The sequence below is a fragment of the Chlamydiales bacterium genome (assembly GCA_016185065.1).
In the GTDB taxonomy this organism is placed as follows: Bacteria; Chlamydiota; Chlamydiia; order Chlamydiales; family Rhabdochlamydiaceae.
Genome location: JACPOL010000008.1, coordinates 226,467 through 240,045 on the forward strand (window position 1 = coordinate 226,467; position 13,579 = coordinate 240,045).

The following is a 13,579-nucleotide window of genomic DNA, read 5'->3' on the forward strand; positions in this document are numbered from 1 at the left end:
CGCGCTCTTGTTAGAGGCCTTTGATGAGGCCGCCATCGCAAGCGATGGCTTGTCCGGTGATATAGGCAGCTTGGTGGGAGGCTAGGAAGATGGCCAGGGCAGCATACTCTTCTGGCTCACCAAGGCGCTTTGCTGGAATCTCTTTAATCAGGTCTTTCTCTGCAGCTCCAAGCTCGGCAAGCCTCTCGGTGCGTGTGTAGCCAGGAAGTAGAGCATTTACTGTGATCCCCTCGACAGCAACCTCTTGACTAAGACTCTTCATCAGACCAAGAAGCCCCGAACGAAGGCTATTTGAAACAGTCAGTTTTGCAATGGGCTCTTTAGCTGCTGTCGAAGTGCTCATGAGAACTCTTCCCCACTTCTGCTCTCTCATGAATGGCAGTGCAGCAGAGATGCTTTCAATAGCGCTTAAGTAGAGCCTCTCAAACCCTTGCTGCCAATCCGCAGCTGAAAGATTGGTGAAAAGACCTTTTGGAGGGCCGCCCGAATTTGTAACCAAGATATCTATTCCTCCGAATTTGGCGGCCACATCTTTAACAAGAGCAGCTGCTGCACCCTTCTGGTCTAAGTCGCAAACAAAGCCCGTTGCTCCCGGAATCTCTTTGGCGGCTTTCATAACCCGCTCCTTATCTCTGGAACAGATCGCAACTTGCGCGCCCTCATTTGCGAATGCTTGTGCTATTGCAAATCCAAGCCCGCTTGACGAGCCTTGAACAAGCACCTTTTTTCCCTGCAGTTTCAAGTCCATAAGTGCAATTTCTTTGGTTGTAAAAATCTGCTCTTCATACTATTTTTTTATGTAAAATTAATCCAGCCGCTTCTCATGAAAAAGACAATTAGCCTGCTTCTCCTTTTTTTACTTCCCATCTTTGGCGTAATAAGTGCTCAAAAAGAGCTGCCAGAGAAAAAGAGAGTCTGTTTAAACATGATCATCAAGGATGAGAGAGATGTCATCGAGAGGTGTCTAGGCTCAGTAAAAAATATCATCGACTACTGGGTGATCGTAGATACAGGTTCAACAGATGGCACACAAGAGATCGTGAAAAAATTCATGAAGGATATTCCTGGAGAGCTTCATGAACGTAAGTGGGTGGACTTTGCTCACAACCGCAATGAGGCGCTGCAGCTCGCAAAAGGTAAAGCTGACTACCTTCTTCTAATTGATGCCGATGAAATTCTTCAGTATTCCAAAGATTTCTCTCTTCCAAGTTTAGATAAGGACTACTATCACATCACAGTTCGGCAACTGGGAGCTGCTGACGTGAAGCGCACGGGACTTGTAAATAACCATCTCAATTGGAAATGGCGAGGCGTTCTTCATGAGGTCATCGAGACTCCTGAAGCCAAAACTTACGGGCTATTAAATGGCGTGATCAATATCTGCAATGCAGCAGTAGGTGCACGGTCTAAAATTCCCCAAAAAGAGAAGTATCTGAAAGATGCAAAAGTGCTTGAAAAAGCACTCAAAACTGAACCGGACAATAGCCGCTATGCCTACTTTCTAGGACAGAGCTACCTTGCAGCGGATGAGTATAAGCTGGCAAAGCTCGCTTTTGAGAAGCGGGTTACGATGCAGAGCCCTGATCCTGAAGAGACCTATCGCTCCTTCTATAGTTTAGGACTTGCTCAAGAGAAGCTAGAAGAGCTAGATCCCGCAATTGAGAGCTTTTTCAAAGCCTACAAGTGTCGTCCGACGCGAGCTGAGCCTCTCTTTCGCATTGCAACCATCTATCGAAAAAAAGGGAATTTTCTACTTGGATATCTCCTGTCAAAATATGCCCTCACTATCCCCTACCCTACTTACGATGTGTGCGTAGAATATATGACCTACGACTACGCCCTTCTTATTGAATTTGCAAACTGCACGCTTCTCTCTGGAAAGTTCCAGGAGGGACTACAAGCTTGTATGCAGCTTCTAGCCAACCCCAACTTGCCTGCAGAAATTAGACCCCATGTAATCGCAAATTGCGAACTGGCAAAGAAAAACTTAGGAATAAGACATGATTAAAGCTGTAAAACACGCATCCATCGCCGTAAAAGATCAAGACAAGGCCTTAGAGTTCTACACAAAAAAACTTGGCTTTGAGGTGGTCTGCGACGTGCCATTTGGAGAGAGCCAGCGCTGGATCGAACTAAAAATCCCAGGAGCTCAGACGCAGATCGTCCTTTTTACTCCTGATGGCCATGAGAATCGAATCGGCACATTCTCGAACATCGTCTTCTCATGCGACGATGTTAAAAAGACCTATGAGGAGCTAAGCCGCAAGGGCGTTACATTCATCATGCCCCCAAAAGAGGAGTCTTGGGGGACTTTTGCCCTCTTTAAAGATCCTGATGATAACAGCTTCTGTCTCTCTAGTAGTTCTTGAGCTTTAAGAAGAGCGGGATAGCAGCTAGCTGTGCAAGCAGGGAGAAGGCGACCACGTAAATGATCGAAACGTCATAAAGAATACCGATAATCGCACTCCCGACTGCCCAGAATCCACCAAATACGAGGTTTAACACTCCATAAGCTGAACCCCTCTTATTGGGAGGCACGAGCAGTGGAATCACAGCTCTCATGATCGACTCTTGAGAGCTCATGCCAATCCCCCAAAAGACCATCCCGATGAGAGAAGCATAAAAGCCTCCCAGGAAGACGAGCGGCGCAAAAAGCGCGGAAACTCCAGTTACGACCGCGAGGGTGGCAATTCCCCTCTTGTCAAAGAGCCTGCCCATGATTAGCGCTGCCAGCCCTCCAACACCCATACTCACGGCGTAGAAAAATGGAACCCAAGCGCCTGGTACCGATGATGATTTTTGAAAGTGGTAGGCGATTAGCGCAAAGTCGGCATAGCCGGCTGCTACAAGGCCGATTGCTAGAAGATAGACCCAATACTTTGAATTAAGCCCCTGAGTTTTAAGAGGCGCAGTCTCTGCTTCCATCTTTCGGGGATTCGGAAAGGATCTCTGTGCGAGATATAGTGTAATTAGTGCGAGTAGTGCAGGAATGGAAAGAGCTGCAAATGCAACTTTGTAACTCTCATTAAAGAAGAGCATTGCGGTGATGATCAAGGGTCCTAGAACTGCTCCGATCTGATCGAGAGATTCATGTAATCCAAATCCCCATCCCCTGCCGGTATGTTTAGTAGCATATGAGAGCATCGCATCACGTGCAGGCGCGCGCAGCGCTTTGCCAAAACGCTCGGCAACAATAAGAAGGGCAGCTACCTTCCAGTTGTTTGCAAACGCCAGAAGCGGCACTGCAAGAAGATTGATCGCATAGCCAATAAAAGTGAGTGTCCAGTAGCGTCCCGTCTTATCGCTGATATAACCAGAAATTGCCCTAAAACCATAACCAACGAGCTCGCCGATCCCAACAATTGTACCGACGGCAGCACCAGTTGCTCCTAAAATTGAGAGGTAGGGACCCGTGATACTTCGAGCTCCTTCGTAGGTGATGTCAGCAAACAGACTCACCACTCCCAAAAAGATGATAAACTTCAGGGCATTTTTTCTGAGATCAGAACTCAAAAAGGACCCCTGCTGTTAATCCTGAAAGATTAAATGGCGTATCATTAACGATTGGAGCGTGCGATGCATTGGGTCCATCGAGATTCGCAGTGGGATTGCCAGGGAAAGATTGAGTAAAGATGTCTCCATTAAGGTTCCACCAGGTGATCGACTCGTAGCAGGCAAAGATCTTTGCATTTACCCGATTGAAGTTCTGCGCCCAAGAGAGGCCGAAAGCGAACTGCGCAGCATAGATGGGACGATGATCGATCGCCCTTGAATCAGCAATAAGGTCGAAATGTCCTGGATCTGTTTCAAAGTTATTATTATTGCTCTCCCCGAGTAGGCGCGTCTTATGAATTCCGTACAGAGCAGAGAAAGATGCCTTTGTGAGAAATCCAAGCCCTCTCCAAAAGCGCCATGAGGTATCGAATCCTATGTTTCCCCCAAGTCCTTTGAAAGACCAGTTGAGCTTGTTTTTGTCCAGAATCTTGGCGAAGGTCGGATTTTGAAGAAAGGCGAAATCCACATCCCACTTCTGCGAAATCTGGGCTCCTTGCAGGCCGAAGTAGAAGCGCAGATCGATATAGGGCGTTAATTTAAATAGTCTAGCAAGTCTTAGATCTTCGATCATGTAGCCGAATTTGATCTTTGAGAAGACGTCGCTCGCATAGCCATGTAGTACGATATCAAATGCCGGCACGATCACATTTGGGGTTTCGAACAGCTGATCATCTCCACCCGGAAACTTGATGCTCTCATGGTTTGACTTACTCGTCTTATAATAGGTGTAGGCGGCTGAAAGCTCCCAAGCATCTCGATCAAAGCGGTAGCCGAGAGATGCGCGAACTCCTGGAGTGAGATCCATATCCGGGCGCTCCATCTCCCCTAAAATATTGCCGACAATTTCGCTGTCTGAATTGTTAACATCCATCGGAAATAGATTTTCTCTTTTGATAGCGTAGTAGGTGTTTCCCTTGTTTACCTTCCAGTAGAGAAATTCTGCATCTGCAAGCCACCTCTTATGATGCGTCTGTTTAGGAGCTGGCCTTGCAACAACAGGCTGCTGTTCTTGCTCAATTTTAGGTTCAGGCTGCTCCTCAACTACAATGAGATACTCCTGCTTCTCCTCAATTTTCTTGGTAGCAGCTGGAGCTGGCTTCTGCTCGTCAAAAAGCTGCATAAGCTCCTCGTAGGAGACTTGAGGTTCTTCCACAAGAAGAAGGCTAGTCTCTTCTGCCGATAGAGAGTAGACCAGTGTGCAACTTAAGAATAAGATAGATGCAGCTTTCATAAGATCTCCCAACCTTTGGCAAATATTTTTTTCATTAAAGATCTTGTGCCACAGGAGATGAAATGCGTCAAGAACGCTATCAATAAATTAGACAAATTCTTATTCTGCGAAAAATTCTACACCTCTCAAGGAGCTTATGAATCGCGATTTCCTACGTTCGCCTAAACTTCTCAAAACTATAGTCGGCGCTACGCTCCTCTTTCCGATTGCGCTTCTCGCAATAAAATCGGATGAGCTGACTCCTATTCCTACCACTTCAAATGAAGTCGCAAAATATATTGAACACTCCCAAGAGAAGATCCAGCATACCCTCAGCAAGCTAGCTTCCACTCCCAGAGAGAGCCAGACGCCAGAGACGATGCTTCGCCCTTGGAATCGCCTTGCAAACGACCTTATCACCGATTTCGGTATGCTCACCTTCGTTGCTGGCACAGATCTACCGTCTAAAGCAAGTGCGCAGCAAGCTATACAGGATCATCAGAGCTTCCTCTCTAAGTCACTCATTCAAAACCCTGAGCTCTTCCGTTCGATATTAAATTACGCAGAGAAAGCTATTGGAAGCGAGCAGCCCCTCTCTCCCTATCAAAACTACGAGATCTCCTGCCTTCTTAACAGCTGCGAAGGGGTAAAAGACTCTCTGACACAAGCAGAGCAGGTGAAGTTTCGGATGCTGTTAGATCAGAATGCTAAACAGGAGAAGAAGCCCTTCATCTATTTAAAAAGCCAAACTCCTGAAAAAATGGCGAGTGCAGAAGAGGTTAAAAGCGGCCTTACAATTTTAACTCTTAACACCTGCTTTGTGCCAGGCGACTTTCCCTATATTTTTGGAGGGGTCTTTCTCCCCTGGCAGAAACGAGTTCAGACGCTCGGAGATAAGATCTTATCCGCCGATGCCGACGTCGTCTGTCTGCAGGAGGTACATGCTGAGGACGCCTCCTATGCTCTTTATGAGAAGCTAAAAGGCAGATACACACACTTTTATGCTGCAATTGGCCCGCGCTTCTTGGGCTTTTCACTTAGTACCCTAGGTCTACCTAGCGGCCTTTTTGTCGCAAGCAAATACGCCATTGAAAAACCAGAGTTCACCCTTTTTAAGGCCGCCGGCTTTCCGATGAACTACGGCTTTTTTGATTTCATCTTAAAGAATGGAGATGAACCGGTAGCGCATATCTTTACAACACACCTTCAATCGCTAAACTATCTGCATTTTCCTGAAATCCGCGCCTCCCAGCTCACTCAACTTCTAGAGAGAATGGAAACTGAATTTAATGCGCAGAAGCAGGAGATCCCCTTCTTCCTCTGTGGAGACTTAAATATCCCTCTTGGCTCAGACGAGCCAGGAGAGGCGATAATAAAAAAATACTTCCACGACGATTATAACAAGAATCAAGGGCACATATCTGAAGCGAATGGAACCTGCACCGACTACTTCACCAACTACCTCTTAGCGTCTCGTGGTGCGATCAAGGAGATTACTCCGAATTTTGAGATTTTGGACTACGCCCTCCTTCTCAAATCTCTGCCTCTATGTAATAAGGAGAATGTCTGCCACCAGTATGAGATAAGCACCAGCATCCTGCAGATGCATGAGATCTCAAGACCCGAACACGCCATCAGCGACCATAACGGCCTTGTGACAAGAGTGAATCCCAAATCTCTCTGATCTTATCTTTTTGGAGTGCGGCGACTCGGCGCCGCTTTTCTTAAAATCGACTTGTCGATTTTCCCTAAGAGAGATCGCCAGGTCGATCTCGAGAAAAGCGGCGCCGAGTCGCCGCACTCCAAAAGTTTCTTAGAGGTTGTCGAGCCAGTTGAAGCAGTCGCGCAGGCAGTTGTAGATGCCTTCGAAGAAGGAGCAGATGTACTCCCAGACGGTTTCTACTGTCTGCTCGACGGTAGTGAGCTTGCGGGTTTCGGAGGAGAGAAGGCGCGTCTCGCCGCCAGAGATGCCGACGGCTAGATCTGCCCTTGTTGGAGTAATTTTTAGGGCCAAATTTTCCACTGGATACTGAAAGTCCCAGAAGCGTAGGCGCTGGCCCAAGCGCCAGTTCCAGAGTTCTACTCGCCAACTCTCCCCTGTGTTTTCATTACGCAATCGGGAAAGAGCCATAAAATCAGCTTGTAATGACATGCTTGTAATGCGCGACTGTCCCGTTACTTTTAGTGTATAGCGTGTAATCGGGCTTTTACTCAGGTCAAAGATTTGAAGGCTTCCTGTATTTAAAGCGAGTGCGATCTTATTCTCATCTAGGTAACTTAACATCTCTATTCTTCGAAACTCCTCAGGTAGATCTTCCCAGTCAATAAGTAGATCGTTCCACTTCCTTCCAGTCTTCGCATCTAAGAGTTGAGCTCTACCATTTGCAAGCAGAGTAAAAATCGTAGATCCCTGGATGCGAGCACTCAAAAGCGTCTCAATAAAAGGCTCGGTAGTAGAGATAAGTTTCGCTGTCTGCCCTTCCAGGGCATATACGCGCAGTCTATTGTTTATAAGAGGAAGAGTAAGAAGCGAGCCGCTAAGTGCAAAACAAGGTGTGGCAGGTCGGGTGTCTATCTCAGCATCATACACGGCGCAAAGAAGAGTTTGATCTTTATCTAACACCTCAACACGTAGAGGATCTTGACGAACAACAATTGCTCTATCCCCTTCTGTGATGCAAAGAGAAAGATCTCCTTGAATATTTTCTCTATGAGCCGTTCGATTCCAAACCCCGGCAGCATTTTCAGAAAAAGTAGAAAGACCCGTTACCGAATCATGTAGTAATACGGAGCCATTAGAGACCAATGGTTGTGGTAGTGAGTTCGTTTGGAGCTCATGCGTGAATACTTGCCTGTCGCTTTCTAGACTGTAGATAGTTAGATTTCTCATTTGTTGACCACGAAAATCGCCACCACCTGCGATCGCAAGAACGCTCCCATCTATGGCAAGAACAGGAGTAGTCTTTCTCATAAAAGATTGATAATACTGAAATTGCTGCTGGGTGCCTGGGTCTTGCAGGCTCCAAAGATCTCGAATTCCAATAAGGCTTCGTATTCTTTGAAACATTAGACCCTCTTCAAGGAAACTCGAAGAAACGATCACCCGAACTCTTGAGCAGCCCAAGAGGCGCACGAGACTTGTAGAAAAGTGGCGCTCGATTGCAGCTTTCCAGCACTTGCTGATGCATGGCATCTTAGCTAATTCTTCCGGAGCGAGATTAAAGAGGGCAATAGTTCCTAGCATGCTTGAATTGGACAGAACTGAAGTGCGGGCTGTAGGAGGGAGTGCCATTTATATTCTCTTAGAAGTTGTCGAGCCAGTTGAAGCAGTCGCGCAGGCAGTTGTAGATGCCTTCGAAGAAGGAGCAGATGCACTCCCAGACGGTTTCTACTGTCTGCTCGACGGTGGTGAGCTTGCGGGTTTCGGAGGAGAGGAGGCGCGTCTCGCCGCCAGAGATGCCGACGACTATATCTGATCGTGAGGCTGTGATGTCGAGAGCCAAGCTGTAGACCGGATCTTTGAAATCCCAGGAGCGAAGCTTCTGGCAGAGGCGCCAGTTCCAGAGCTCGACGAACCACTTCGTCTTTCCATTTACAAGCTGCTCTCTCGAGATTGCGATAAAGTCATTCTTTAGTGCCAAATTAGTGATGTTTGAGTGTCCAGTAACATTCAAGCTATGTCTTGAAATCTCACTTCTGCTTATGTTAAAGACCTGTAGGCTTCCTGTATTTAACGTAAGAGCGATCTTGTTCTGATCCAAGTAGCGCCCCATGATGATCTTGCGGCGAGGCTCGATAGCACCATTCGATGCTCCCACTACAGTTTCGGGAAGATCACCCCAGTCGATAGGTAGATAGGCTCCTCTCTCTCCTGCAAGTGCATCGACGAGTTGAGCTGTGCCATTTTCAAAAACAGAAACAATTTTAGATCCCTGAATACGCACAAAATAGAATGTCTCTTCAAAAGGTTCAGTTGTAGAAACGAGTCTTGCTATAAGAGGCTCTCCTGCTCCTTGTTCTTCTAACGCGTAGACGCGCAATCTATTGCCTGTAAGGGGGATCACAAGATGGTTGCCGCTAAAAGCAAAGCTGTGCTGTGTGCCGCGCTGAGCATCACCCGCATCCATCTCCGGATCCTGTAAAGTGAGCCGCGAGGTCAGATTCTGGTCCAGAATCTCGACTTGACGAAGGTCACGCCGGGTAATAACCGTTTGACCCTCATAGGTTAAATAGCGATAGGTCTCTTCAGGAAGAGCTATTCTGTGTTCGGCGCGGCTCCAGACCCCCTCTGCGTTTTGGGAAAAAGAGGAGTAGCCAGCTTGGTAGTCTCTTAGCGTTATGACTCCATCTCTGTTCACCACAACCGGGGCTCTTCCATTACTTAATTCTTCTGTCAATACAGATGTATCTCTCTGAAGATCATAAACTGTCATGTGTCCTGCAAGTGCATGGATGGGATGGATTCTATCGCTACCTGCTGCAATTCCCACAACACCCCTATCTATTGAAAGCACTGGCGCCACCGTTGCCATGTGACTCCAGACATTATAAAAAAAGTCGCGGCCAACTGCGGGGTGGCGAGGATTCCAGAGATCGCCATGCCCACTACCCATAATTGCGCCCTCATGAAAACCACGCCAGGTACTAATATTTGGACCTGCCTCAAGCACGCGGACTCTTGAACAGTCCATGAGACGAACAAGAGTTAATGGAAAGGTTCTCTCCACAGCCGCCTTCCATTTTTTGGCAACGCAGCTCATAGCAGCGAGCTGTTTGGCAGATGGGTTGAAGGCGATGATCGTTCCCATCATATTTCTGTCTTCGAGAACTGCCTGTTTCGTACCAATTGTTAATGACATTTAATTCTCTCTAGTAGTGTTTTAGTGTCATAAATTTTATAGAAAATTAAGTATAAAAACAAACATAAAGACTAGCAAACACATGCTAAATTTTTTAGTTGTCGTTAAAGGGGCGGAAATTTTTTCTATACAGAAGAAATCGGGTTGTGTAAAAGGAGAAATCTATGCAGAAAAAATTTAAGTTTACCCTTCTTCTAGTGTTTGTAGTTGGATCTCTGCTCTGGGGCATGTGGCTACTCTATGAGTCAAAGCTAGCGGTTTTAGACCCTAAAGGGGCCATTGCCGATGCCGAGCGCAGCCTCTTTTTTACGGCCACCTGGCTGATGCTGATCGTGGTGATTCCGGTGTTTGTTCTGACGATTTATATCATCTGGAAATACAGGGCGAGCAATAAGAAGGCCACCTACTCTCCAGATTGGGATAAGAGCCATCTGATCGAGTCGATCTGGTGGGGCGTTCCCCTCGTAATCGTGATTGCCCTTGGCGTGATCACCTGGAAGAGCTGCATCGAGCTCGATCCATTTAGACCTCTTGTTCATGAGAATAAGCCGCTGCGTATACAAGTTGTTGCTCTACAGTGGAAGTGGCTCTTCATCTATCCAGATCAGAATATCGCCACTGTGAACTTTGTCCACTTCCCAGAGAAGACCCCCTTAAACTTTGAGATCACGGCTGACGCTCCGATGAACTCCTTCTGGATTCCTCAATTGGGAAGTCAGATCTATGCGATGCCGGGAATGGATAGCAGATTGCATCTGATCGCAAGCGAGCCAGGCACATTTAGAGGCTCCTCTGCCAACTTAAGCGGACGCGGATTTGCGGGAATGACCTTCACTGCAAAGGCGTCTACTCAAGAGGAGTTTGACCAGTGGGTCGCATCGGCTAAAGCTTCACAAAAGGTCCTGACGTTTGATGAGTATACGCAGCTTGTAGAACCGAGCGAAAATAACCCAGTAGCCTCCTACTCTTTAAAAGAAGAGGATCTCTACCAACGGATAATCATGAAATATGTCAAATGAACTCTACAGTACGCTATTTGGACGACTGACTCTTCACGCTTTTAAACACGATGCAATACAGACTGGCGCAAGCGTCTCTGTTGTACTGGGCCTCGTTTTTTTTGTGGCTCTTCTATTTTACACCAAGCGCTGGAAGTGGCTCTGGAGAGAGTGGCTCACCTCCCTCGATCCTAAAAAGATCGGGATCATGTATCTACTCGTCGCGATCGTCATGCTCCTGAAAGGAGTCTCTGATGCTGTACTAATGCGCTTTCAGCAGGTGACAGCTTTAGGTGGTGCAGAAGGACTCTTAACTGCAGACCACTTTCAGCAGATCTTTACAGCGCACGGCACCACAATGATCTTCTTCGTGGGAATGGGATCGATCTTTGCTTTAATGAACTGGATCATTCCGCTGCAGATCGGCGCGCGCGATGTCGCCTTCCCCTTTTTGAATTCTGTAAGCTACTGGCTCTTTGCTGCTGGCGCAATGCTTCTGATGGGTTCGATGATCATCGGCGACTTCTCTGCTACAGGCTGGGTTGCCTATCCTCCCCTTTCGGGACTAAAGTATAGCCCGGGCGAGGGAGTCGACTACTGGATATGGAGCGTGCAGATTGCAGGGATTGGAAGTCTACTTGCGGGGATCAACTTCTTCGCGACGATCTTTAAGATGCGCTGTCCGGGCATGACATTCATGAAGATGCCCGTCTTTGTATGGAGCATGCTAGGATGTCTCGTTCTCATTCTCTTCGCCTTTCCTATTCTGACTGCAACGCTTGGCCTGCTTACACTCGATAGATATCTGGGGATGCACTTCTTCACGCCAGATATGGGCGGCAATCCGATGATGTACATCAACCTTATCTGGGCCTGGGGCCATCCCGAAGTGTACATCTTGATTCTACCTGCCTTTGGTGTCTTCTCCGAGCTCGTTGCCACCTTCTCACAGAAGCGCATCTTCGCCTACGCTTCGATGGTCTGGGCAATCGGCATCATCGTCTTTCTCTCCTTTATCGTCTGGGCGCACCACTTCTTCACAATGGGTGCAGGTGCGAACGTCAACGCCTTCTTTGGTGTGATGACGATGCTCATCGCAATTCCTACAGGGGTGAAGATCTTCAACTGGCTCTTCACGATGTATAGAGGGCGCATCCTCTTTACCACCCCCGTTGTCTGGTTTCTCGGCTTTGTTCTTACCTTCTCAGTGGGAGGAATGGCAGGGGTTCTGATGTCGATTGCACCCGTCGACTTCCAGGTGCATAACAGCCTCTTCCTTATTGCTCACTTCCACTCGGTGATCATCGGCGGCGTTCTGTTTGGTGTTTTTGCTGCCATTACCTACTGGTTCCCCAAGATGACGGGATTTAAGCTCAATGAGAAGTGGGGAATGTACGCCAGCATCTCTTGGATCGTCGGATTCCTCCTCGCCTTCCTCCCCCTCTATATTTTGGGACTCATGGGCGCAACAAGACGTCTCGACCACTACGACCCCTCGACTGGCTGGTTTCCCCTCTTTGCAATCGCAGGAGTCGGAGTCGCTCTTGTTTCTCTTGGAATTGGATTTCAGCTCCTTCAACTCTATGTGAGCATAAAAGAGCGCAAACAGAATCTAGACACAACAGGCGACCCATGGAATGGCAGAACGCTCGAATGGGCAACCTCCTCCCCTCCTCCGCTCTACAATTTCGCCATCACACCTCAAGTCTCCGATCACGACTCCTACTGGTATGATAAATTGAACAAGCCGACAAATCCTGAGGAGCCTCGTTATGAGGATATCCACATGCCGAAGAACAGCCCTGCCGGAATCATCATCGGAGGATTCGGACTCACCCTCTGCTTCGCACTCGTCTGGTACATCACTTGGCTTGCCATCGTAAGCCTCGTGGGAGCAGTCATCTGTCTCATCGTGCGCCTCTGCAATGATGATTATGAGTACACAATTCCCGCGCATGAAGTTGAAAGAGCGGAGATGGAGCTATCAAAAAGAGGTGGTCAATGAAAGAAACGGCACACTCCCTATCTTCCCATCTATCTGAAGAGGTCTACGATAAGACCAACTTTGGCTTCTGGGTCTACATTTTAACCGACTGCATTCTCTTTGGAACCCTCTTTGCCACCTTCGCTGTTGTGCACAAGGGCACAGCTGGCGGGCCTTCCGGCAAAGAGCTCTTTAGCCTTCCCTTTGTTCTTGCAGAAACTCTTGTTCTACTGCTGAGCAGCTTTACGTGCGGCCTTGGCATGCTTGCAGCTCATACAAGCAGGACAAAGCTGATGCTGGGCTACATTGCGACATTCATCCTGGGTGCGACCTTTCTCTATCTCGAAGTTAGCGAGTTCGCGCACTTTGTTCGTGAAGGAAATAGCTGGGAGAGAAGCGCCTTTCTTTCTGCTTTCTTTACACTAGTAGGCACGCACGGCCTTCACATCACAGTAGGTCTTATCTGGATGGCCGTCATGATGTTTCAGGTGATGCAGCGCGGCGTAACAGAGACCGTCTTCCGCAGACTCTCCTGCCTCAGAATGTTCTGGCACTTCCTAGATGTGATCTGGATCTTTATCTTCACAATTGTCTACCTGATGGGAGTAATAGAGTAACATGAGCTCAATCCGCGACTACAAACTGCAAGGAACCGTTAAGACTTATATCTGGGGATTTCTCCTTTCGGTTATTCTCACACTTGCGGCTTTTTTTGCTGTCGATCAGAAGCTGCTCACCGGCCCGAGCCTTATCTACACCATCGTCGGTCTTGGCCTGGTTCAAACAGTTATTCAGCTCGTTCTCTTTCTCCACTTGGGAGAAGAGTCGAAGCCGCGCTGGAATATGCTCGCCTTCTTCTTCATGTTAACAGTGCTAGTTGTCATCGTCTTTGGTTCGCTCTGGATCATGTACCACTTAAACTACCGCATGATGCCAATGATGGACATGCAGCATCAATAACCGTGAGAAGACA

12 protein-coding genes are annotated in these 13,579 nt (G+C 47.8%); 7 read left to right on the forward strand and 5 right to left on the reverse strand.

Annotated elements, in window-relative coordinates; translation table 11 throughout:
• Nucleotides 1–10 precede the first annotated feature (10 nt).
• Nucleotides 11–748 carry an SDR family oxidoreductase gene (locus tag HYX48_05025; protein ID MBI2743263.1) on the reverse strand — a complete coding sequence of 246 codons (738 nt, stop codon included), beginning with the start codon at nt 746–748 and terminating at the stop codon, nt 11–13.
• Nucleotides 749–823: 75 nt separating this feature from the next.
• Between HYX48_05025 and HYX48_05030 the strand changes: the two genes are divergently transcribed.
• Both HYX48_05030 and HYX48_05035 read left to right on the forward strand, forming a co-directional pair.
• Nucleotides 824–2,008, forward strand: a complete 1,185-nt coding sequence (locus tag HYX48_05030) for a glycosyltransferase (GenBank protein MBI2743264.1) — start codon at nt 824–826, stop codon at nt 2,006–2,008.
• Nucleotides 2,001–2,369 (forward strand): VOC family protein, encoded by a 369-nt coding sequence (locus HYX48_05035; protein ID MBI2743265.1) that lies wholly within the window; start codon nt 2,001–2,003, stop codon nt 2,367–2,369. The genes HYX48_05030 and HYX48_05035 overlap by 8 nt, the downstream gene beginning before the upstream one ends.
• Here the strand turns inward: HYX48_05035 and HYX48_05040 are convergent.
• A complete protein-coding gene (locus HYX48_05040) occupies nt 2,356–3,513 on the reverse strand; it encodes an MFS transporter (GenBank protein MBI2743266.1) in 1,158 nt (385 codons plus the stop codon). The genes HYX48_05035 and HYX48_05040 overlap by 14 nt on opposite strands.
• Nucleotides 3,503–4,786 (reverse strand): hypothetical protein, encoded by a 1,284-nt coding sequence (locus HYX48_05045; protein ID MBI2743267.1) that lies wholly within the window; start codon nt 4,784–4,786, stop codon nt 3,503–3,505. The genes HYX48_05040 and HYX48_05045 overlap by 11 nt, the downstream gene beginning before the upstream one ends.
• Before the next feature lie 136 nt (nt 4,787–4,922).
• On the opposite strand from HYX48_05045, the gene HYX48_05050 reads away from it, so the two are divergent.
• Nucleotides 4,923–6,449: an endonuclease/exonuclease/phosphatase family protein gene (locus HYX48_05050; GenBank protein ID MBI2743268.1), complete on the forward strand. Its 1,527-nt coding sequence runs from the start codon at nt 4,923–4,925 to the stop codon at nt 6,447–6,449.
• Nucleotides 6,450–6,578: 129 nt separating this feature from the next.
• Here the strand turns inward: HYX48_05050 and HYX48_05055 are convergent, their stop codons facing one another.
• Both HYX48_05055 and HYX48_05060 read right to left on the reverse strand, forming a co-directional pair.
• The gene (locus HYX48_05055) at nt 6,579–8,057 is read right to left on the reverse strand and encodes a hypothetical protein (protein MBI2743269.1); all 1,479 of its coding nucleotides are present in this window, start codon (nt 8,055–8,057) and stop codon (nt 6,579–6,581) included.
• A 10-nt stretch (nt 8,058–8,067) separates the two neighbouring features.
• On the reverse strand, nt 8,068–9,624 hold the full coding sequence (locus HYX48_05060) for a hypothetical protein (GenBank protein MBI2743270.1): 1,557 nt from the start codon (nt 9,622–9,624) through the stop codon (nt 8,068–8,070).
• A gap of 164 nt (nt 9,625–9,788) precedes the next feature.
• Between HYX48_05060 and cyoA the strand changes: the two genes are divergently transcribed.
• The 4 genes from cyoA to cyoD are packed head-to-tail and all read left to right on the forward strand — an operon-like array spanning nt 9,789 to nt 13,566.
• A complete protein-coding gene (gene cyoA, locus HYX48_05065; protein MBI2743271.1) occupies nt 9,789–10,643 on the forward strand; it encodes a ubiquinol oxidase subunit II in 855 nt (284 codons plus the stop codon).
• Nucleotides 10,633–12,627 (forward strand): cytochrome o ubiquinol oxidase subunit I, encoded by a 1,995-nt coding sequence (gene cyoB, locus HYX48_05070; protein MBI2743272.1) that lies wholly within the window; start codon nt 10,633–10,635, stop codon nt 12,625–12,627. The genes cyoA and cyoB overlap by 11 nt, the downstream gene beginning before the upstream one ends.
• Nucleotides 12,624–13,223 (forward strand): cytochrome o ubiquinol oxidase subunit III, encoded by a 600-nt coding sequence (cyoC, locus tag HYX48_05075; protein MBI2743273.1) that lies wholly within the window; start codon nt 12,624–12,626, stop codon nt 13,221–13,223. The genes cyoB and cyoC overlap by 4 nt, the downstream gene beginning before the upstream one ends.
• A gap of 1 nt (nt 13,224) precedes the next feature.
• Entirely contained in the window at nt 13,225–13,566 is a 342-nt protein-coding gene (cyoD, locus tag HYX48_05080; GenBank protein ID MBI2743274.1) for a cytochrome o ubiquinol oxidase subunit IV, read from the forward strand.
• The last annotated feature ends 13 nt before the right edge of the window (nt 13,567–13,579 follow it).

Coding starts and splice junctions, on each gene's coding strand:
- HYX48_05025 (MBI2743263.1), bottom strand. CDS start 748: ATGGACTTGAAACTGCAGGGAAAAAAGGTGCTTGTTCAAGGCTCGTCA.
- HYX48_05030 (MBI2743264.1), top strand. CDS start 824: ATGAAAAAGACAATTAGCCTGCTTCTCCTTTTTTTACTTCCCATCTTT.
- HYX48_05035 (MBI2743265.1), top strand. CDS start 2,001: ATGATTAAAGCTGTAAAACACGCATCCATCGCCGTAAAAGATCAAGAC.
- HYX48_05045 (MBI2743267.1), bottom strand. CDS start 4,786: ATGAAAGCTGCATCTATCTTATTCTTAAGTTGCACACTGGTCTACTCT.
- HYX48_05050 (MBI2743268.1), top strand. CDS start 4,923: ATGAATCGCGATTTCCTACGTTCGCCTAAACTTCTCAAAACTATAGTC.
- HYX48_05055 (MBI2743269.1), bottom strand. CDS start 8,057: ATGGCACTCCCTCCTACAGCCCGCACTTCAGTTCTGTCCAATTCAAGC.
- HYX48_05060 (MBI2743270.1), bottom strand. CDS start 9,624: ATGTCATTAACAATTGGTACGAAACAGGCAGTTCTCGAAGACAGAAAT.
- cyoA (MBI2743271.1), top strand. CDS start 9,789: ATGCAGAAAAAATTTAAGTTTACCCTTCTTCTAGTGTTTGTAGTTGGA.
- cyoB (MBI2743272.1), top strand. CDS start 10,633: ATGTCAAATGAACTCTACAGTACGCTATTTGGACGACTGACTCTTCAC.
- cyoC (MBI2743273.1), top strand. CDS start 12,624: ATGAAAGAAACGGCACACTCCCTATCTTCCCATCTATCTGAAGAGGTC.
- cyoD (MBI2743274.1), top strand. CDS start 13,225: ATGAGCTCAATCCGCGACTACAAACTGCAAGGAACCGTTAAGACTTAT.